Annotated in this window: 16 protein-coding genes; 9 read left to right on the forward strand and 7 right to left on the reverse strand. The window is 75.3% G+C overall.

Annotated features, from left to right (window positions below):
- Window positions 1–161 precede the first annotated feature (161 nt).
- Window positions 162–935 carry an SDR family oxidoreductase gene (locus K329_RS0119220; protein WP_028474318.1) on the forward strand — a complete coding sequence of 258 codons (774 nt, stop codon included), beginning with the start codon at window positions 162–164 and terminating at the stop codon, window positions 933–935.
- A gap of 144 nt (window positions 936–1,079) precedes the next feature.
- On the opposite strand, the gene K329_RS0119225 is transcribed toward K329_RS0119220, so the two are convergent.
- Together K329_RS0119225 and K329_RS0119230 are read right to left on the reverse strand one after the other, a co-directional pair.
- Entirely contained in the window at window positions 1,080–1,760 is a 681-nt protein-coding gene (locus K329_RS0119225; protein ID WP_028474319.1) for a histidine phosphatase family protein, read from the reverse strand.
- A complete protein-coding gene (locus tag K329_RS0119230) occupies window positions 1,760–2,866 on the reverse strand; it encodes a phosphotransferase family protein (RefSeq protein ID WP_028474320.1) in 1,107 nt (368 codons plus the stop codon). Before K329_RS0119230 ends, K329_RS0119225 begins: the two co-directional genes overlap by 1 nt.
- A 185-nt stretch (window positions 2,867–3,051) precedes the next feature.
- Here K329_RS0119230 and K329_RS0119235 point away from each other — a divergent pair, with 185 nt between their 5' ends.
- The gene (locus tag K329_RS0119235) at window positions 3,052–5,013 is read left to right on the forward strand and encodes a penicillin-binding transpeptidase domain-containing protein (protein WP_028474321.1); all 1,962 of its coding nucleotides are present in this window, start codon (window positions 3,052–3,054) and stop codon (window positions 5,011–5,013) included.
- Window positions 5,014–5,225: 212 nt separating this feature from the next.
- A complete protein-coding gene (locus K329_RS29895) occupies window positions 5,226–10,058 on the forward strand; it encodes a DUF5979 domain-containing protein (RefSeq protein WP_052337126.1) in 4,833 nt (1,610 codons plus the stop codon).
- A 188-nt stretch (window positions 10,059–10,246) separates the two neighbouring features.
- Here K329_RS29895 and K329_RS0119245 read toward each other — a convergent pair whose 3' ends face one another.
- Together K329_RS0119245 and K329_RS0119250 are read right to left on the reverse strand one after the other, a co-directional pair.
- On the reverse strand, window positions 10,247–10,687 hold the full coding sequence (locus K329_RS0119245) for a hypothetical protein (RefSeq protein ID WP_245596609.1): 441 nt from the start codon (window positions 10,685–10,687) through the stop codon (window positions 10,247–10,249).
- Window positions 10,680–11,048, reverse strand: coding sequence for a hypothetical protein (locus K329_RS0119250; RefSeq protein WP_028474323.1), 369 nt, complete (start codon window positions 11,046–11,048; stop codon window positions 10,680–10,682). Before K329_RS0119250 ends, K329_RS0119245 begins: the two co-directional genes overlap by 8 nt.
- Window positions 11,049–11,118: 70 nt before the next feature.
- Between K329_RS0119250 and ilvA the strand changes: the two genes are divergently transcribed.
- Entirely contained in the window at window positions 11,119–12,426 is a 1,308-nt protein-coding gene (gene ilvA / locus K329_RS0119255) for a threonine ammonia-lyase IlvA (RefSeq protein WP_245596610.1), read from the forward strand.
- 24 nt (window positions 12,427–12,450) lie between these two features.
- Here ilvA and K329_RS0119260 read toward each other — a convergent pair whose 3' ends face one another.
- Window positions 12,451–12,855, reverse strand: coding sequence for a hypothetical protein (locus tag K329_RS0119260; protein WP_425411487.1), 405 nt, complete (start codon window positions 12,853–12,855; stop codon window positions 12,451–12,453).
- Window positions 12,856–12,933: 78 nt separating this feature from the next.
- On the opposite strand from K329_RS0119260, the gene K329_RS0119265 reads away from it, so the two are divergent.
- Together K329_RS0119265 and K329_RS28105 are read left to right on the forward strand one after the other, a co-directional pair.
- On the forward strand, window positions 12,934–13,563 hold the full coding sequence (locus K329_RS0119265; RefSeq protein WP_028474326.1) for a MerR family transcriptional regulator: 630 nt from the start codon (window positions 12,934–12,936) through the stop codon (window positions 13,561–13,563).
- 160 nt (window positions 13,564–13,723) lie between these two features.
- Entirely contained in the window at window positions 13,724–14,782 is a 1,059-nt protein-coding gene (locus K329_RS28105) for an alpha/beta hydrolase (RefSeq protein ID WP_169721618.1), read from the forward strand.
- A 19-nt stretch (window positions 14,783–14,801) separates the two neighbouring features.
- Here the strand turns inward: K329_RS28105 and K329_RS0119275 are convergent, their stop codons facing one another.
- Complete coding sequence (locus K329_RS0119275) at window positions 14,802–15,347, reverse strand: hypothetical protein (protein WP_028474327.1); 546 nt, start codon at window positions 15,345–15,347, stop codon at window positions 14,802–14,804.
- A gap of 40 nt (window positions 15,348–15,387) precedes the next feature.
- Window positions 15,388–16,200 (reverse strand): PP2C family protein-serine/threonine phosphatase, encoded by an 813-nt coding sequence (locus tag K329_RS28110; RefSeq protein WP_043644849.1) that lies wholly within the window; start codon window positions 16,198–16,200, stop codon window positions 15,388–15,390.
- Between the two features lie 203 nt (window positions 16,201–16,403).
- Between K329_RS28110 and K329_RS28115 the strand changes: the two genes are divergently transcribed.
- From K329_RS28115 to K329_RS0119295, 3 genes are all read left to right on the forward strand, one after another.
- A complete protein-coding gene (locus K329_RS28115) occupies window positions 16,404–17,426 on the forward strand; it encodes a carbohydrate kinase family protein (protein WP_052337128.1) in 1,023 nt (340 codons plus the stop codon).
- Window positions 17,423–18,343 (forward strand): pseudouridine-5'-phosphate glycosidase, encoded by a 921-nt coding sequence (locus K329_RS0119290; RefSeq protein ID WP_028474328.1) that lies wholly within the window; start codon window positions 17,423–17,425, stop codon window positions 18,341–18,343. The genes K329_RS28115 and K329_RS0119290 overlap by 4 nt, the downstream gene beginning before the upstream one ends.
- Window positions 18,344–18,495: 152 nt before the next feature.
- Window positions 18,496–19,236: a response regulator transcription factor gene (locus K329_RS0119295; protein WP_028474329.1), complete on the forward strand. Its 741-nt coding sequence runs from the start codon at window positions 18,496–18,498 to the stop codon at window positions 19,234–19,236.
- The last annotated feature ends 19 nt before the right edge of the window (window positions 19,237–19,255 follow it).

Consider the following 19,255-nt stretch of genomic DNA (forward strand, 5'->3'; position numbering starts at 1 on the left):
AGACTGACTTTTAATGGGCGGCGTCGCGCCGGGTGACCGGGTAGTCCCTGACGTTGGGGTCGTTCCGGGCCCCCGACCACGACCACTGCGTCAGGGACTACCCGGCCGCAGCGGCGGCGGGCCCCTCCCCCCTCGGTGACCCATCGGTCACACTGACGCCCATGACGACCCCGGACGCCGGCCCCGAGCCGAAGACGATCCTCATCACCGGTGCCAGCTCGGGCCTCGGCGCCGAGATGGCGCGCCAGTTCGCGGCGCTCGGCTACGACCTGGCGCTGTGCGCGCGCCGTACGGACAAGCTCGAGGCGGTCCGCGACGAGGTGCTGGCGGCCGACGGGGCCCGTCGGGTGGAGGTCCGGGCGCTCGACGTGACCGACGACGACGCGGTCTTCGCGGTGTTCCAGGACTTCGCCTCGACCTTCGACACGATCGACCGGGTCGTGGTCAACGCCGGCCTCGGCAAGGGCGCGAAGCTGGGCACCGGCGGGCACCGGGCCAACCGCCAGACGGCCATGACCAACTTCGTCGGCGCGCTCGCCCAGACCGACGCGGCGCTCGAGATCTTCCGTCGGCAGAACTCCGGTCACCTCGTGATGGTGTCGTCGGTGGCCGCCGTGCGCGGGATGCCGGGCACGACCGCGACGTACGCCGCCACCAAGGCCGCCGTCGCCCACCTGGCCGAGGGGGTGCGGGCCGACGTGCACGGCACGCCCATCAAGGTGACGGTGCTCTACCCGGGCTTCATCACCTCGGAGATGAACGACGGCACCAACGGGAACCCGCCGATGATCGTGTCGACCGAGAAGGGCGTGCGGGCGATGGTGACGGCGATCCAGAAGGAGAAGGACTCGGCGTTCGTGCCGCCCCTGCCCTGGGCGCCGCTCAGCGTCGTGATGCGCCACGCGCCGATGGGGCTGTACCGGAAGCTGGTCTGAGCGCCCGGGGCTCGTTGCCGGGATCGTGCGCCGAGTGCCGGTTTCACCGGCTAGGTCACGAACCCGGCACCTAGCGCGCGAACCTTCGTGCGCCAGGTGCTGGTTTCACCGGCTAGCCGGTGAAACCGGCAGCCACCCCGCACCTCACTCCCCCGACGGCCCGCACTCCAGGTGGCTGTGCTCGTTGAACGACACGAGCCGCACGCCGCGCAGCCCGACCGTCACCTTGGTGACCGAGGTGTTGACGACGACCGAGTTGAGGCGGCCCCAGGCTCCGGCGTACCCGCGGGGGTCCTCCCCCGGCGACCACATCGCGACCATGGCGGCGGTGAGCCAGGCGATCGGCCCGCCCGAGCTGACGACCAGGACGGTGCCGCCGCGACCCACGCGGTCGGCGGCCTCGGCGAGGGCCGACTGCGTACGGCGCGCGAAGCCGTCGAACGACTCGGCGTAGTCGGCGTCGTGCTCGCCCCCGGTCCAGCGGGCCATCGCGAGCGTCAGCCACTGCTGGAACTGCTGGGGCTCCGGGTCGGCGCCACCGACCATCGTCGGCAGGTGGTCGCGCAGCACGTCGACGTGGTCGAACTCGTCCCAGCGGGGGTCGACCACTTCGCGTCCGGACCAGCCGGCCGCCTCCCCGATCGCCTCGGCGGTCTCGCGGTGGCGGCGCGCGTCGCCGCGGACGACGAGGTCGGGCACGACGCCGCGGGCCGCGAGGGCGGTGCCGAGCATCCGGCCCTGCTCCCAGCCGAGCGGGGAGAGCAGGTCGTCGGTGTCCTCCGACCACGCCTCCTGGCCGTGACGCACCAGCAGGAGCGTCCCCATCACGCGTCCCACCCGACGGGGCCGGCCTCGATGACGCGCCGGCAGCGCTGCTCGAGGTAGCCGACCATCGGGCCGAAGCCGGCGAAGGCGGGGTTGCTGGTGAGACCGGCGCGGTAGCGGGCCCAGATCTGCTGGAGGATCACGGCCAGCCGGAACAGGCCGAAGACCTCGTAGAAGCGCCAGGTGGCGGCGTCGACCTCGAGGCCGCGGCGGGCGGCGTACGCGGTGACGACCTGCTGGCGCGTCCACATGCCCGGCAGGTTCGTGGGCTGGCGGCGGGTCGCGACGAAGACGTCGTCGTCGTCGGCCTGCACCCAGTAGGCGAGCGCGCTGCCGAGCTCCATCAGGGGGTCGCCGGTGGTCGCGAGCTCCCAGTCGAGCACGCCGGTGACCGTGAACGGCTCGTCCGTCCCGGGCCCGCCCGCGAGCACGAGGTTGTCGAAGCGGAAGTCGTTGTGCACCAGGCAGCGCAGCGGCAGGTCGGGGGGCTGCTCGGCGTCGAGCCATGCCGTGACGTCGGCGTAGTCGGGCACGTCGTCGGTGCGGGCGGCCTCGTAGCGGCGGATCCAGCCGGCGACCTGACGGGCGACGTACGCATCGCCCTTGCCGAACGACGCGAGCCCGGACGCCTCGAGGTCGACCTCGTGCAGGTCGACGAGCACGTCGACCGCACGGCCGCAGAGCGCGTCGAGGTCGGCGGGCGTCACCGCGTCGGCGAGGTCGGGGGTGAGCTCGCCGCGCAGGATCGTGCCGGTGAGCCGCTCCATCACGTAGAACTCGGCGCCCAGCACGTCGTTGTCGGTGCAGTGCGCCACCATGGTCGGCACGAGCGGGAAGACCGGCCGCAGGGCGCTCTGGAGGCGGTACTCACGACCCATGTCGTGGGCGCTGCCGCCGCGGGCGCCGTGCGGCGGGCGGCGCAGCACGAGGTCGCGCGGGCCGTCGGGTCCGGCGTAGGTGAGCTGGTAGGTGAGGTTGGAGGCACCACCCGGGAACTGGCGGACGTCGGGCAGGCCGTCGCCGAACGAGGCCACGTGGGCCGGTGCGGCGTTCGCTCGCAGCCAGGTGTCGACGGCCGCGACGTCGAAGACGTCCTCGGCCCGCACCGGCCGGGAGGCGTTGCCGCGCTCGGCAGCCCGTTGCTCGCTGATCGTGCTCTCCCTCGGGTGTCGTGGACGGCCCGGCCGTCCGGAGGAGTCATTGTGTCGGAGAAGATCTGCGGGCGAGGCGAAACCAGACTTTGCGCGGGCGACGGGCCCGGGCTGGCCGGTCGGCAGGAGGGGGAGCAGGGATGCGAGCAGTGCGAGGGGGAGGCGTCCTGCGGGGTGCCGCGAGGCGTCGTACGGCGCCGCGCGCCCGGGTCGCGACCGCGGCGGGCCTGCTCGTCGTCGCCACCGCGTTGGCCGGCTGCAGCGGTGACGACGAGGCCGACGAGGCGCTCGACGCCGCGACCCGCGTCGCCGACGACCTGGCGGAGGGGCTCGCCGGCGGCGACCTCGCCGACGTGGCCCTCGAGGGCGCCGAGCCCCCCGCCGCCACCGAGCAGCTGACGGCGATCGTCGCCGGGATGGGCGAGGTGACCCCGACGGTGGCGGCGCGCGACGTGAGCGTCGACACCGACACCGGGCGGGGCTCCGCCCAGCTCGTGTGGTCGTGGCCGGTCGGCCCCGCGGAGTGGACCTCCACCTCGACCGTCGCCCTCACCGGCAGCGGCACGACGTGGGCGGCGGAGTGGTCGCCGAGCCTCGTCGAGCCCTCGCTCGAGGCCGGCGAGCGGCTGGTCGCCCGCACGGACGCACCCGTGCGCGGCGACGTGCTCGCCGGCGACGGCACCCCGATCGTCACCGAGCGCGACGTCGTGCGCTTCGGCATCGACAAGTCGCAGGTCGACGCCGCGACCGCCCAGGCCTCCGGGCAGGCGCTGGCGGAGGCGCTCGAGATCGACCCGACGGCGTACGTCGCCCGCGTCACGGCCGCCGGTGAGCGGGCGTTCGTCGAGGCCCTCGTCGTGCGCGCCGACGCGGCCGACCGCGACCTCCTCGCCGGCACCCCGGGGGTCGTCGGGATCCCCGACACTCGACCCCTCGCGCCCACCCGCGGGTTCGCCGCCCCGATCCTCGGGTCGGTCGGCGAGGCCACGGCCGAGGTCGTGGAGCAGTCCGACGGGGCCGTCGTGGCCGGCGACCAGGTCGGCCTCAGCGGCCTGCAGGCCCGGTACGACGAGCAGCTGCGCGGCCTCGACGGGGTCACGGTCAGCATCGTCGGCGCCGAGGGCACCGACGGCGCGGAGCCGGAGGAGCGCGAGGTGCACTCCGCCGAGCCCGTCGCCGGCACGCCCCTGCCGACCACCCTCGACGTCGACCTGCAGACGCTCGCCGAGCAGGTGCTGGCCGAGACCGGGCCGGCGAGCGCGCTCGTCGCGGTCCGTCCCTCCGACGGCCACGTGCTGGCGGCCGCCAACGGCCCCGGGACGGCCGGGCAGAACGCGGCGACCTTCGGCCAGTACGCGCCCGGGTCGACCTTCAAGGTCGTCACGTCGCTGGCGCTGCTGCGCGCGGGTGTCGGCCCGGACGACACCGTGTCCTGCCCCGCGACCGTGACGGTCGACGGCCGGGTCTTCGAGAACTACGACGACTACCCGGCGTCCGGCATCGGCGACATCACGCTCACCCAGGCCGTGGCCAACTCCTGCAACACGGCCTTCATCTCGCAGGCCGACCGGCTCGGCGACGGCGCGCTCGCCGACGCCGCCGCGGCGCTCGGCCTGGGCGTCGACCAGGACCTCGGCTTCCCGGCGTACTTCGGCCAGGTGCCGACACCGGAGGGCGCCACCGAGGCCGCGGCCTCGATGATCGGCCAGGGCCGCGTGCTCGCGTCGCCGCTGACGATGGCCACCGTCGCCGCCTCGGTGCAGGCCGGCACGACCGTGCTGCCGGTGCTCCTCCCGGACGACACGGCCGACCAGGTCACCCCCGGCACGCCGCTCACCGCCGACGAGGCCGCCGCGCTCCAGGGCCTCATGCGCGCGGTGGTCACCGACGGCAGCGGCCGCTCGCTCGCCGACCTGCCCGGCGACCCGGTCGGGGCGAAGACGGGCACGGCGGAGTACGGCACCGAGACCCCGCCGGCCACCCACGCCTGGATGATCGCGACGCGGGGCGACCTGGCCGTCGCGGTGTTCGTCGAGACGGGCGCCTCGGGCTCCCAGACGGCCGGCCCCCTGCTGCGGGAGTTCCTCGTCGGCGCGGGCTGAGCAGCGGGCCACGCCCTCTGACCTGCACGAGGAGAACCGTCCCGACACCGGATCGTCATGGTTAAGTCATGCGCCGCAGGGCTGACGGGGGGTACCTCCCGGGGGTAGCGTCGGTGCTCCACGCATCAGCTCCGTCGCGGTCTCGGGTCCGTCGTCACCTGACGTGGGGGTGCCGCCGGGCGCGACCGTGACCCTTCTCGGGGAGTCACTCCGTGTCTCGGTCGTCACGTCTGCGCCCAGCCCTCCGCGGCGGCGTCGCCCTCCTGCTCGTCACGCTCACGCTCGCCCTCGGCGGCAGTCCCGCCCAGGCGACGAGCGGCCTCGAGGTCGGCATCCGCACGACCACCGGCACGCAGCTGCCCTCGGGCACCCCCTTCGGCTACGAGGTCAAGATCGTCTGCGCCCGCGCCGACGGCACCTGCGAGCAGGTCCGGGCGACGGTCCCGCTGGGCGACGTGGCGTCGTACGACGTGGTCCCCGGCCCGACGACCTCGCCCACCGGCGTCACCACCACGACCGCGGTCGTGGGCGAGGACCTCGTCGTCACGGCCACCGGGGCCCTCCCCTCCGGCGGCACCGTCACGGCGCCCTTCACGCTGACGCCGCCCAACGACGAGCTGCCCGGCGGCACCGAGTGGGAGCTCCGCCCGGTCGCCACGAGCAGCAGCACGCAGGTCGGGTCCACGCCCCCGGCCGGCTACACCTCGACGGCCACCGGGGCCGTCGACGCCGAGAGCCACGTGGAGGCCGAGCTCGTCCGACGCGGGTCGACGCTCCGCAAGGCCGGGCAGGAGGTCGTCTTCGACCTCTCGGTGCGCTGCGTGCAGCCCGAGGTGGGCAACTACTTCCCCGAGCGCCTCGTCGTGCGGGCCGAGCTGCCCGCCGGCCTCGACCTGGTGCGGGTGACCCCGGGCGGCAGCGGCACGACCGGACGCACCGTCGTCTGGAAGCCGACGGGCGGCGACCTGCCGGGCAGCTGCCGCGAGCGTGGCTCCGACGCCGCGACCGTCGGCACCATCACCGCGAAGGTCGCGGCCGGCCAGGCCGACCGCACGCAGCTCGACCTCCGCCTGCGGGTGACCCCCGAGACCGCCGGCGCCACGCCGAGCCCGACCGGCCCCGACGCGACCAGCAGCGCCCAGGTCACCGTCTCCAACACCCCCGAGAGCAGCCCCGGTTCGGTCTTCAGCAGCGCGTTCGGCCAGGTGCGCACGGGCGGGTCCGACCAGGGCAGCGTCGAGGACCAGTCGCTGGCGACCTACCCCGGCAACTGGCTCGGCACCGTCGGCCAGCAGCCGGGCAACCTGCTCGGGCAGTACCTGCCCAACGAGTCCTCCGGCCTGACGCAGGCCGGCTTCAAGGCGTCCTACAACAACGTCGAGGGCGGCTCCGGCTACCAGGTCGCGCTGTCGCAGTCGCTGCCGTGCCTCTCGAACGGCACCCAGCACCGGCCCGCCGAGACCGGCTGCGACCCCGCGTTCCACGCGACCACGGCGGCCCTGTGGGTCGACAACAACGCGGCGGGCGACCACGGCCCGGTGCTCGCGTCGTCGTACCGCGCGAAGGCGCTGCTCACCGACGGCTCCCGCGTCTCGCTGCACCGCACCGGCGCCACGACGGCCCTCGCGGCCGGCGGCCAGTGGGTCACCTTCAGCGTGCCGACGCACGCCCGCGGCCGGGTCGTGGCGATCGAGTTCCCGCGCGCCGAGGGGCTGGCGTCGTACCGGATGCACTGGGCGGTCTTCGGGTACGCCGACGAGGCCACCGCCCCCGGCGACGTGCTGACCGGCCGGGTCACGGCCCGCGCCCACCAGGGCGACTGGTCGGCCGCGCTCGACCCCCGCGAGTCGAGCATCACCGTCGCCGGGCGTCCCCAGCTCGGCGTCGAGTCGACGTTCACCCCCTCGACCGCGGAGCAGGTGGGTGACGACGTCACGCTCGACCTCACCGCCCGCGCGCTGCTGCCCGAGGCCCCCGAGGGCGACCTGGTCGTGGCCGACCGGCTGCCGCAGGGCACGGAGTGGGCCGGAGACGCGCCGACCACGCTGCCCGCCGAGGTCACCGTCACCTCCCGCGGCGGCTCGCAGTCGCTGAGCACCCGCACGACGACGGTCGACCTCCCGCTGGTCGTCACGCCGAACGTCCGGGGCAGCGGTCGCACGCTGGTGCGGCTGACGCTCCCCGCCGACCAGCTGGCGTCGTACGCCGGGAGCGCCGGCGCGCGCGTCGAGGTCGCGGCCCGCCTGCCCCTCACCACCACGGCCCCGGGCCTGCACGTGAACGAGGCCCGGGTGCTGCTCCCCGGCTCCCCGATCGCCACGGCCTGCGCCCAGCGCCCCTCCGCCTCCGCCGACCCGGCGACGCCCGGTCACCTCACCGGGCTCGACGAGGTCGCGGATGCCTGCGCCTCCGCCTCCCGGCTCCGGGTCGAGGCGGGGAGCGACTCCGCGTCGTTCCACGTCGACACCGCCGTCAGCGGCGACCGCGACGAGGAGGCGAAGACGGCCCCGTCCCTCGGCCTGGTCGACGCCGCCGACGGCGAGGCGACCTACACGATCCGCTGGCGCAACACCTCGGACGTGCCGCTGAAGGACGTCGTGCTGTACGACGTGCTGCCCCGCACGGACGACACCATGCTGGCGGGCGTCTCGGCCGGCTTCCCGCGCCGCAGCGGCTTCGACACCACCCTCACCCGGCTCCACCACCTGCCGGGCGGGGTGCGGGCGGCGTTCGCGACCGGCGCCGACGTCTGCCACGGCGACCTCGGCGCGCCGCAGACCGACGGCTGCGCCCCCTGGAGCGACCGGGCGCCCGCCGACCTCGACGACGTGCGCGCGCTGCGCATCACCTCGCCCCACACCTACGACCTGGGCGAGGGCTTCGACGTCACCTTCACCGTCGCCACGCCCGACGCCCTCGAGCCGGGTGCGGTGGCCTGGAACTCCGTCGCCGCGACCGCGCGCAACGCGTGGACGGGCACGCCGCTGCCGGCGAGCGAGAGCGCCAAGGTCGGACTGACCCGGTACGCGGAGGACCTGCCGCCGGTCGTTAGCGTCACCGCCGACCGCGCGTACGCCGCCACCGGCGAGCCGGTCACCTACCGGGTGCGGATCTCCAACCCGGGTCCGTTCCCGCTCACCACGCCGGCCCCCGTCGGCTCCCTGCCGGTCGGGCTGCAGTTCCTCAGCGCCACCGCGGGCGGCGTCGTCGAGCTGCTCTTCGAGCTGGTCGACGGGCTCACCGGCGGGCTGCTCGGCGACCTGACCGGCGTGACCGCGGCGGAGGTGCCGGTGGCCGACGCCCCCGTGGCCGAGGTCCCGGCGGCCGAGGTCCCGGCGGCCGAGCGGCCGCTGGTGCCCGAGGTGCCGGTCGACGGCGGGGCCGGGTCGGGGCTGCTGCCCTCCGAGCCCGTGCCCTCGCTCGACCCGACGGTGGCGGTCGACCCGACGGTGCCCGTCGACCCGACCGTCCCGGTGGACCCGACGCTCCCCGTCGACCCGACCGTCCCGGTCGAGCCGACCGTCCCGGTCGACCCGACCGTCCCGGTCGAGCCGACCGTCCCGGTCGAGCCCGAGGTGCCCGTCCAGCGTCCGAACGGCAGCACGGTCACGTGGCCGGAGATCGAGCTGGGCCCCTACGCCACGCGCGTCATCGAGGTCGTGGCGGCGCCCGACGAGTACTCCGCGGGCAGCCTGCTCAGCCGCTTCGAGCTCGCCGGGGCCATCACCCCCGACCCCTGCCCCGACGGCGCGGGCGTGTGCGCCGAGGTGAACGTGCCCTCCGGCACGCTGGCCGTCAGCCACGAGGCCGAGGGCGAGGGCGCCGACCTGTTCGCGTCGGGCACCACCACCATCCAGGTCAGCTGCGTGCGCGGCGGTGTCGCCGTCCACGGCTTCCCCCGCTCGGTGCAGCTCGCCGACGGTGCGACGAGCGAGCCGCTCGCGGTGCCGTACGGCTCGGTCTGCTCCGCCGGCGTCACCCAGGACCAGGGCGCGACCGCCGTCGCCGTCGAGCCCGCGGCGGGCACCCGCGTCACCCCGGAGGCCCCGGCCGGCACGCTCGCGGTCGCGACGCGGTTCGACCTCGGCCGACTCGTCGTCAGCAAGGAGATCACCGGCGTCGGCCAGGCCCACGCCCCGTCGGTGTTCGACGTGCGGGTCAGCTGCTCCTGGCGCGGTGAGTCCCTGCCGGGCTTCCCGACCAACGTCCGCCTGGGCGCGGGGCAGGCGCGGGAGATGCTCGTGCCGCTGCCCGTGGGCGCCCGCTGCAGCGCCGACGACACGGCCCGCTACGGCGCCGACCAGTCCGCGAGCGGCGCGGTGGTGCTGCAGGCCGGCGCTCCCGGTGGCGTCACGACGCTGCCCGTCGTGGGCCGCTACTCCGCGGGTCACCTGACCGTCGCGGGCTCCTCCGACCTCGACGGCGACGCGTCGGTGCGCGTCGTCTGCCGCACCGAGGAGACCCTCGTCTGGCAGGGCGTGCTCACGGCGGACGCTGGCGGCACGGCGACCGCCCAGCGCCGTGGCGCCCCGGCCCTGCTGCCGGTCGGTACGGCGTGCACGGCCACCCCGCTCGGCGCCTACCGCGTCGACGCCGACGAGGCCGGACAGGCCGCGCAGGTGGCGGCGGGCGCCCCCGAGCGGGTGCAGGCCCTCACCATCACGGTCAGCCCGGCCGGTTCCGGCTCGGGCGGCACGAGTGGTGCCGGTGGCTCGATCGGCGGCAGCACCAGCGGCTTCTTCGGCGGCGGCGGCACCACGACGGTCGGCAGCCCGCGGAGCCTCGACCCGACCTCGCGGATCCTCGGCGCCCTCCCCGGTCTGCTGCCGCCCGGCGGCGCCGTACCCGAGGAGGCCGAGCCCCGCGTCCGGTCCTTCGACGGCGCCGAGCGGCCCGACGGCGCGCTCGGACTGGCGTCGCCGGCCGCGGGCGAGGCCGCCGACGAGGGCACGGACGGCGGACGCGAGCCGCTCCTGCCGTTCGCCATCGTCGGCGTGCTGGTGATCGCGGGCGCCGCGGTCGCCCAGCGGGTGCGGGCGAGCTGACCCTGACGCGGCGCCGGTCGCCGTACGACGGGTTGCGGTGTCAGCGCCCCGTCCACCCTGTCGCTGACACCGCGACCCGGCGAGCCCGACGGGTTGCGGTGTCAGCGCCCCGTCCGCCCTGTCGCTGACACCGCAACCTGGCGGAGGCGGACCAGCCACCGGGTGAGAACGGCCCGGTACGACGCGGCTCAGCGCGGCGCGCGGGTCCGCAGCAGCCAGGCGATGCCGAGGAAGGGCAGCACGAGCGGCAGGTAGCCGTAGCCCTGGCCGAACACCGACCAGACGGTGTCGTCGGGGAACCAGTCGGCGTGCACGACGCTGACGATCCCGACGCCGATGACGCCGACGAGCTCGACGCTCACGGCGATCCAGGCCACCCGGCGCCAGACCGCGCCGCGGCGCGCGAGGCCGAGGGTGGCGGCGACGTACACGACCCCCGCGAGCGCGGAGAGCGCGTACGGGACCGGCGCCTCGGAGGCGTGGGTGGCGAGCTGGATCGACGAGCGTCCGGTGGCGGCGACGGCGAAGACCGCGTAGACGGCGATGAGCACGCGGCCGAGGCCGCCGCTGGTGCGCGCGGGCTGCGTGGACGGCTGGTCGGGCAGCTGGTCGGGGGACGGCTCAGACAAGGACCGGGTCCCAGATCTGCTGCAGGCGCACGACCAGCACCGGCACGACGACGAGCACCACGAGCAGCACCCCGGTGCCGGCCCGGCTGGGCTCGCCCCTCGCCCACCAGACGCCCGCGGGCAGGGCGATCACGAGCCCGACCAGGTAGCCGAGGAAGGTCGCCGTGCTGACCCCCTCGGGCACGCCCTCGACCACCTGGACGACGCCGATCACGAGCTGCGCGACGAGCAGCACCTGCACGACGCCGACGGCCGCCACGAGCCAGCGGTCGGGGCGGCGGTCGGGCACGACGTACAGCAGCGACCCGACGGCGACCACGAGGGAGGCCACGATGACGGCGGTCTGGAGCGGGTCCCACATGGGCGCCATCGTAGTGAGACGCCCGCGACCCGCACGCCGCCGCCGAGCCGCGCGGTCCTACGCTGGCGAGGTGATCTCCGCCCCCGGCCCGACCGCCCCCGGCGGCCCGCTGCCCACCGCGGCGGACATCGACGTCGCCGCCGCCCTCCTCGCGCCCGTCCTCCCGGTCACCCCGCTGCAGCGCAGCGCGCGCCTCTCGGCGCTGACGGGGTATGACGTGTGGCTTAAGCGGGAGGACCTCACGGCCGTCCGGTCCTACAAGGTGCGGGGCGCCTACACCGTCATCGCCGGCCTCGACGAGGCCGCTCGCGCCCGGGGCGTCACGTGCGCCAGCGCCGGCAACCACGCCCAGGGCGTCGCCTACGCGTGCGCCAGCGCCGGGGTGCACGCCACGATCTTCCTGCCCCGCACGACGCCGCGGCAGAAGCGCGACCGCGTGGCCGCCCTCGGTGGGGACGTCGTCGACGTGGTCATCGCGGGCGAGGCGTACGACGACGCCGCCTCGGCCGCCGCGGAGTTCGCGGCCGCGTCGGGCGCCACGGTCGTGCCCGCCTTCGACCACCCCGGCACGGTCGCCGGTCAGGGCACGGTGGCCGCCGAGATCCTCGCCCAGGCCGCCGAGGCCGGCGTCACCCCCGCGGCCGTGGTCATCCCCGTCGGGGGCGCGGGCCTGCTGGCCGGCACCCTCACCTACCTCGCCGAGCGCGCGCCGGACGTCCGCGTGATCGCCGGCGAGCCGGCCGGCGCCGCCAGCCTCGCCGCCGCCCTCGCCGCGGGCGAGCCCGTGGACCTCCCGGGCGTCGACCCCTTCGTCGACGGTGCCGCGGTGCGCCGGATCGGGGCGGTGACGTACGCCGCGGTGGCCGCGGCGCGCCGTACGGTCGCGCTGGAGACGGCCGCCGTGCCCGAGGGCCTCATCTGCGTCGAGATGCTCGACCTCTACCAGTCCGACGGCATCATCGCCGAGCCCGCCGGCGCGCTCTCGAGCGCGACGCTGCGCCTCGACGGGCTGGCGCCGCTGGCGCCCGGGAGCACCGTCGTGTGCGTGGTGTCGGGCGGCAACAACGACGTGTCGCGCTACGCCGACGTGGTCGAGCGGGCGCTCGTGCACGAGGGCCTCAAGCACTACTTCCTCGTGGAGTTCCCCCAGGAACCGGGCGCGCTGCGCCGCTTCCTCGACGAGGTGCTGGGCCCGGACGACGACATCACGCTCTTCGAGTACACGAAGCGCAACAACCGCGAGACCGGACCGGCGCTCGTCGGTGTCGAGATGGCCCACCGCGACGACCTGCCCGGCCTGCTGGTGCGGATGGAGGCGTCGAACCTGCGGGTGCAGTCGGTGCCGCCCGACAGCCCGCTCTTCGGCTTCGTGCTCTGAGCCGCGGACCTGCGCCAGAGCGGCTCACGCCACCAGCAGCGCCACCCCCAGCGTCGCCAGGCTGATCGCGAGCAGCAGCCCGCCGGCCGGCACCATCCAGAAGAACCGCGGGTTCGCGGTCTCCCGCCCGGCGCCCATCGACGAGAAGAAGAAGCCGCCGGGCAGCAGCAGGGCCGACGCGGGCACGCCCGACCGCGCCAGCCAGCCCGCGGCCCCGTCGAGCGACGTCGCGTCGACGTACAGCAGGCAGACCAGCCCCAGCAGCAGGAGCACCGCGGCGTGGGCGTGGCCGGCCCGGGCGAACTTCTCCTGGAACGCGGTGACCGGCGCCGTGCCGCGCACGATCCTCAGCAGGTAGAGCCCGCCGGTCTCGACGGTCACGAGCGACAGCAGCAGCACACCGGCGAGGAGCCGGGACTCGTCGGACAACATGGGAACCTCCACGTTTGGATAGTGAACTCTCCAATATGTTGGCGAGTCGACTATCTAACTGTCAAGATGATCCCCATGTGGATGTCCGAGCTGTCGTCGCGCAGCGGGGTGCCCGTCGCGACCGTGAAGTTCTACCTGCGGGAGCGCCTGCTCCCGCCGGGCGAGGCGGTGGGGGCGACGCGGGCCCGGTACGGCGAGGCGCACGTGCGCCGGCTGCGACTGGTGCGGGCGCTGGTGGAGACGGCGGGCATGGGCCTCGAGCAGGTACGGCGCGTGCTCGCCGCCATGGAGGCCGAGACCGACCTCGCGCTCGCCATCGGCAGCGCCCACCTCGAGCTCTCCCCCGCACCTCACGACGCACCGTCCGACCACTCGCGCGCCCGGGTCGCCGCCCTCCTGGCGGGCGGCGAGTGGGTCAACGAGCCGCACGGTCGTCACGCCACCGCCCTGGCGAGCGCCCTCGACGCCCTCGACGCCGCGGGGCAGCCGTTGGCCGACGAGGTCCTGGCGACCTACGCCCGCGCGGTGCGCGCGCCGGCCGAGGCGGACCTCGCCCACCTCGTCGCCGACGACCCCACCCTCGACCGGGAGGCGGCCACGACGTACGCCGTGCTCGGCACCGTGCTCACCGACCCCGTGCTCCTGACCCTGCGCCGGATGGCCCACGAGGACCTGGCCCGGCGACGCCTGCCCGGCTCCTCCTGAGGTCGCCCGTCATGACCGCCGCCCCCACGGGGTACCTCTCCGCCGTGCCTCGGCACGACACGGCACCGGCTCCCTCCCGAACCGTGCGTGGCATGTCGTGATCTGGGGCACACTGTTCGATCCCTGCACATGAATGGTGGTTGACGAGGAGGTCACCCCGATGTCCGCACCGATCCGCCTGCGTCCCTCCCGACGTTCCTCCCGCAGCACGCGGCCGGCCCCGGCAGCACCGACGAGCCCCCTCGTCCGTCGTGACTACGACGGCGGCGGGCTGCGCACGACGCTGCTCGACCTCTCCCTGCGCTCCACCGTGAAGCCCTTCATCTCCGTGTGGGCCAAGGCCCCCGGGCTGCCCTGGCCGTACGGCGTGGCCGACCACGCCGGTCGCCTGCTGCGGCCCGTCGCGGGCACGCGCTTCCGCCGTACGCGCCTGCCCCACTGCCCCGCCACCCTCGTCACCAGCAAGGAGTCGGCGGCCTCGACCCGCACCATCGTCTACCTGCACGGCGGCGCGTTCCTCGTCGGCGGCAACCACCTGCACCGCCAGCTGATCAGCCGCGTCGTGCAGCGCACGGGCGTCAGCGTGATCGCGCCGGAGTACCGCAAGCTGCCCCGCCACCCCGTGGCCTCCGCCGTGACGGACGCCGTCGAGGCCTACCTCTGGGCGCTCGACCACGGCAGCGACCCGGCCGAGACCGTGCTCATGGGCGACTCCGCCGGCGGCTTCCTCGCCGTCATGGTCGGCGTCGAGATCGAGCGCCGTGGCCTGCCGACCCCGGCTGCGATCGTCGCGATGTCGCCGCTCGTCGACTTCGTCGCGCCCGAGACGCCGTACCGCGGCTGCACCCTCTTCCCGCGCTCCGCCATCGGCCGCTTCCAGGACCTCGCGGCCCGCGTGAACCGTCGGGCCGGGCTGGGCACCGACCCGATCGAGTCACCCGTCCACGCCCCGCACCCCGGCCTGCCCCCGACGTTGCTGCAGGTCAGCTCGACGGAGTGCCTCTACGACGACGGCGTGCGCCTGGCGGAGGCCCTCGCCTCGGCGGGCGTGCACTGCGAGCTCGAGGTGTGGGCGAAGCAGGTGCACGTCTTCCAGGCCGCGGCCGGGCTGCTGCCCGCGGCGGCCAGGGCGCTCGACAACGTCGCGGAGTTCATCGACCGCGTCGTCGCCGAGGGCCGCGCCCGTGACACGGGTACGGCGGGCGCCGGCGTCGCCTGAGGTACGCGGGTCGGTCCCGTCAGAGCAGCGTCACCAGCAGCGCGACGAGGATGATCACGGCGAGCAGCACCGCCCCGCCCACGAACGCGAGCGCGACCTTCACCTCGCCGGGCATGGCCTTCTTCAGGCCGAGCCCCTCGGCGGCCTCCTTGATGGCCCGCTGGCCGACGGTCGAGTCGAAGTCGTAGTCGACCACCAGGTCGGGCCGGCCGGAGTCGTCGATGCCGATCGTCTTCTGCGAGGAGCGCTCGTAGACCCAGCCCTTCTGGGTCGACCACTCGCCCGTGACGTTCGGGGCCGGGGCGCCGTCGGCCACGCCGCCGACGCCGGCGCGCCACTCGACGGTGCGGGAGGAGTCCGTGCGGCGGTAGCTGCCGTTCTCCTCGTCGACCCGCACCTCGTGGCGGAACTGCTTGGTGAGCCCGGAGCGACTCAGCACGCCCCACCAGCGGGCGTCGGCCAGGTCGACGACGACGTCGAACCCGCCGGGGGCGGGGTGCACGCCGTACGGCGTGTCGTGCAGGCGGCGGGCGACCTCGGTCGCGAGGGCGTGGGTGGTGGACATCCTGGGTTCGTCCCCCCACGCGGGGAGGGCGAAACGCGGGTCAGCGCACGCTGCCGGGGTCAACGACGTTGCGGGGGTCGCGCATCGCGCCGTACAGGAGCCCGTCGCCACTGAGGCGCGGGGCCTGCGGCTCGTCGAGGAGGTCGAGCACGAGGACGGTGACGTTGTCCTTGCCCCCGCCGTCGAGCGCGGCCTCGACGAGGGCGTCGGCGACGTCCTGGGTGTCGCCGTGGATCCGGGCGGCGATGTCGGCCTCGCTCACCATGTCGGTGAGGCCGTCGCTGCAGACGAGGAACCGGTCGCCGGGCCGCGCGTCGACGGCGAGGATGTCGGGGCGCACGTCGTCCTCGTCGCCGGAGCCCGCGTGCAGCGAGCGCATCACGACGTTGCGCATCGGGTGGCGCCCGGCAGCCTCGGGCTCGAGGTCGCCGGAGTCGACGAGGGCCTGCACGAGGGTGTGGTCGCGCGAGAGCCGGAACAGCCCGCCGTCGCGCACGACGTACGCCCGCGAGTCACCGATGTGCGCGAGCACGACACGGTGGCCGTCGGTGGCCAGCGCCGTGAGCGTGGTGGCCATGCCCGTGCGGTCGGGGTGGTCGGTGACGCCGCGGTGGAGGTCGACCACCACCTGCCGGATCGCCTCGCCGAGCAGCCGGGCCGGGTCGTCGTCGGGGCGCGAGCGGGTGGTGGCGGCCACGACGTACGCCGCGGTGGCCGAGGCGACCTCACCGGCCGCCGCTCCTCCGACGCCGTCGGCGACGACCGCGAGGTAGGGCGAGCTGAACGCCGCGTCCTCGTTGTGGTCGCGCACCCGCCCCACGTGACTGGCGCCGGACCCCGCGAACCGCAGCATGGGTCCATCCTGCCAAAGAGCTGCGCGGGTGCCCATGGGCGCCGCCGTGCGGACGGGCGGGCGGGCGTTCGTGCGCCACCCCGGACCGGTCGCCTCCGACACCTCCCGGACACGCTCCCGACACCTCCGTGTGACCTACGGCATTCGTCGTGGGTGGCCCGCTGGGGATGCCCTGCGGGCGGTCCACCGCGTACGGTCGGCCGGTGACCTCGCCCGCTCCCGTGACCTGCGTCGGCGGAGCGGTGCTCGACCGCTCCTACCGGCTTGCCGCCCCCGTGGTGCTGGGCACCTCGAACCCCGCGACCGGGGGGACGTCGTACGGCGGCGTCGCCCGCAACGTGGCCGAGAACCTCGTGCGTCTCGACGTGCAGGCGGCCCTCGTGTCGGTCGTCGGCGACGACGTGCCCGGCCGCGCGCTGCTCGACGACCTCGACCGCCTCAACATCAACCGCTGGGCGACGCGTCCTCTCGCAGGGCGCACCACCGCGACGTACGGATCGGTGCTCGGGCCCGACGGCGAGCTGGTGCTCGGCGTGGCCGACATGGCGGTGCTCGACGAGATCACGCCCGAGGTCGTGGCCGAGCCGCTGTCCCGCGTCGACCGCGGCGCGTGGGTCTTCGCCGACGCGAACCTGCCCCCCGCCACCCACGCCCGCATCGCGGCAGCGCGCCGTACGCAGGGCTTCCTGCTCGCCGTCGACACCGTCTCCGTCGCGAAGGCGCCCCGGCTGCCCGCCGACCTCGGCGCCATCGACGTGCTCTTCACCAACCGCGACGAGGCCGCCGCGCTGCTGCGCGACCGGGGCCGCGGCGTGACCGTGCCCGCCCCCGACGCCGGGTCCGACCCGACGGCGGACCTCGAGCACGAGCTCGCCCTCGCGACCGTGCAGGCCCTGCTCGCCACCGGCGTCCAGGCCGTCGTGCTCACCCTCGGCGCCGGCGGCCAGCTCGTCGGTCGCCGTGGCGCCGAGGCCGTGCGGCTGCCCGCCGCGCCCGCCCAGGTGCGCGACGTGTCCGGCGCGGGCGACGCCCTCGTCGGCGGCACCCTCGCCGACCTCGTGCTCGGCACGTCCGTCGTGGACGCCGTCCGCACGGGCGCCGCCGCCGCCGCACTGGCCACGGAGTCCACCACCAGCGTCCACCCCCGGCTCTCGCGCGCGGCCGTCGCCGAGCGTCGCAGCGCCGTACCGCAGCCGCCCCTCGCCGTCCCCGGAGGAACCCGTTGAGCACGCCCCATCCCCACGTCGACATCGACGCCCCGGTCGCCGAGGCGCTCGCCGCGGGCCGCCCCGTGGTGGCGCTGGAGTCGACGATCCTCACCCACGGCATGCCGTGGCCGCAGAACGACGAGATGGCCGCCTCGGTCGAGGCGATCATCACCGCCGAGGGCTGCGTGCCGGCCACGATCGCGATCGTCGACGGGCGCATCCGGGTCGGTCTGCCGCCCGAGGAGCGCGCCCGCCTCGCGCAGACCACCGACGCCCGCAAGGTCTCCCGCGCCGACCTCGGCTACGCCGTCGCGCAGGGCCTCACCGGCGGCACGACCGTCGCCGCGACCATGATCGGCGCCGCCCTCGCAGGCATCGAGGTCTTCGCCACCGGCGGCATCGGCGGTGTGCACGAGGGCGCGGAGAGCACCTTCGACGAGTCCGCCGACCTCACCGAGCTCGCCCAGACCCCCGTGGTCGTCGTGAGCGCCGGCCCCAAGGCGATCCTCGACATCCCCAAGACCCTCGAGCGCCTCGAGACGCTGGGCGTGCCCGTCGTCGCGTACGGCGTCAGCGAGCTGCCCGCGTTCTGGTCGCGCTCGTCGGGCCTCGACGCCCCGCTCAGCCTCGACGGCGCCGACGACATCGCCCGCTTCCACCGCGTGCGCGCCGAGCTCGGCCTCCAGGGCGGGCTGCTCGTGGCCAACCCGGTGCCGGCCGAGGACGAGATCACCGCCGACGTGATGGCCCAGCACATCGCCCGGGCGCAGGCCGACGCGGTCGACCTCGGCGTCACCGGGAAGAACGTCACGCCGTACCTGCTCGGCCGCATCCTCGAGCTCACCGACGGCGCCAGCCTCGTCACCAACATCGCGCTGGTGGAGAACAACGCCCGCATCGCCGCCCGCATCGCCGTGGCGCTCGCGAAGGGCTGACGCTCCGCCTCCCCGGCGCCGCCCTCCGCGGCTCCGCCCTTCGCGGTAGGTCGTACCCGTTTCCTGGGTATCTCCTATCGCGAACCACAGCGCCCGGAAGTGGGCTCCACCGCGCATCCGCGCGGGCTCCGATCTCGCTACGGTGATCGGTCATGCGCGTGCTGGTGCTGGAGGACGACGACCGCGTCGCGCGCGGGCTCGTCCGGGCGCTGCTGCGGGAGGGCTACCGCGTCGTGCGCGCGGCCGACCTCGCCGAGGCCCACGAGCTGATCGCCGAGCAGGTGCCCGACCTGGCCCTCGTCGACATGGGGCTGCCCGACGGGCACGGCAGCGACGTCGTACGACGCCTGCGCGAGCACCCCGCGACCGGGGTGCTCGTCGTGACGGCGCAGGGCGAGGAGGCCGACCGGGTCGTGGGCCTGCGGGCCGGGGCCGACGACTACGTGGTGAAGCCGTTCAGCCTCGCCGAGCTGATGGCCCGGATCGAGGCGGTCAGCCGGCGTACGCGCACCCTCCGCCAGCAGGCGGATGCACCCGTGACGCTGCACCGCTGCGCCGGGCTCGAGGTCGACAGCAGCGCCCGGATCGTGCGGGGCACCGGAGCCCCCGGCGAGCCGGGCCGACCCCCGGAGCCCGACTGGCAGGTGGCGCTCACGCAGACGCAGTGCGCGATCCTCGCGCTGCTCGTCGACCGGGCGGGACAGGCGGTCGAGCGCTCGTTCCTGCTCGACCAGATCTGGGGCGCGCCGTCCGAGAACGGGTCACGCAGTCTCGACACCCACATGGCGTCGGTGCGGGCGAAGCTGGGCGACCGGGTGGAGATCCGCACGGTGCGCGGCGTCGGCTACTCGCTGGTGCCGGTCGTCGGGGCGCCGCTCGAGACCCGGGCCTGACCGGTGCGCCGTCGCCTGC

It is taken from the genome of Nocardioides alkalitolerans DSM 16699 (genome assembly GCF_000426525.1).
GTDB lineage: Bacteria > Actinomycetota > Actinomycetes > Propionibacteriales > Nocardioidaceae > Nocardioides > Nocardioides alkalitolerans.

Coding starts and splice junctions, on each gene's coding strand:
- K329_RS0119265 (WP_028474326.1), top strand. CDS start 12,934: ATGTGGATGTCCGAGCTGTCGTCGCGCAGCGGGGTGCCCGTCGCGACC.
- K329_RS0119220 (WP_028474318.1), top strand. CDS start 162: ATGACGACCCCGGACGCCGGCCCCGAGCCGAAGACGATCCTCATCACC.
- K329_RS0119275 (WP_028474327.1), bottom strand. CDS start 15,347: ATGTCCACCACCCACGCCCTCGCGACCGAGGTCGCCCGCCGCCTGCAC.
- K329_RS0119225 (WP_028474319.1), bottom strand. CDS start 1,760: ATGGGGACGCTCCTGCTGGTGCGTCACGGCCAGGAGGCGTGGTCGGAG.
- K329_RS0119235 (WP_028474321.1), top strand. CDS start 3,052: ATGCGAGCAGTGCGAGGGGGAGGCGTCCTGCGGGGTGCCGCGAGGCGT.
- K329_RS0119250 (WP_028474323.1), bottom strand. CDS start 11,048: ATGTGGGACCCGCTCCAGACCGCCGTCATCGTGGCCTCCCTCGTGGTC.
- K329_RS28110 (WP_043644849.1), bottom strand. CDS start 16,200: ATGCTGCGGTTCGCGGGGTCCGGCGCCAGTCACGTGGGGCGGGTGCGC.
- K329_RS28105 (WP_169721618.1), top strand. CDS start 13,724: ATGTCCGCACCGATCCGCCTGCGTCCCTCCCGACGTTCCTCCCGCAGC.
- K329_RS0119295 (WP_028474329.1), top strand. CDS start 18,496: ATGCGCGTGCTGGTGCTGGAGGACGACGACCGCGTCGCGCGCGGGCTC.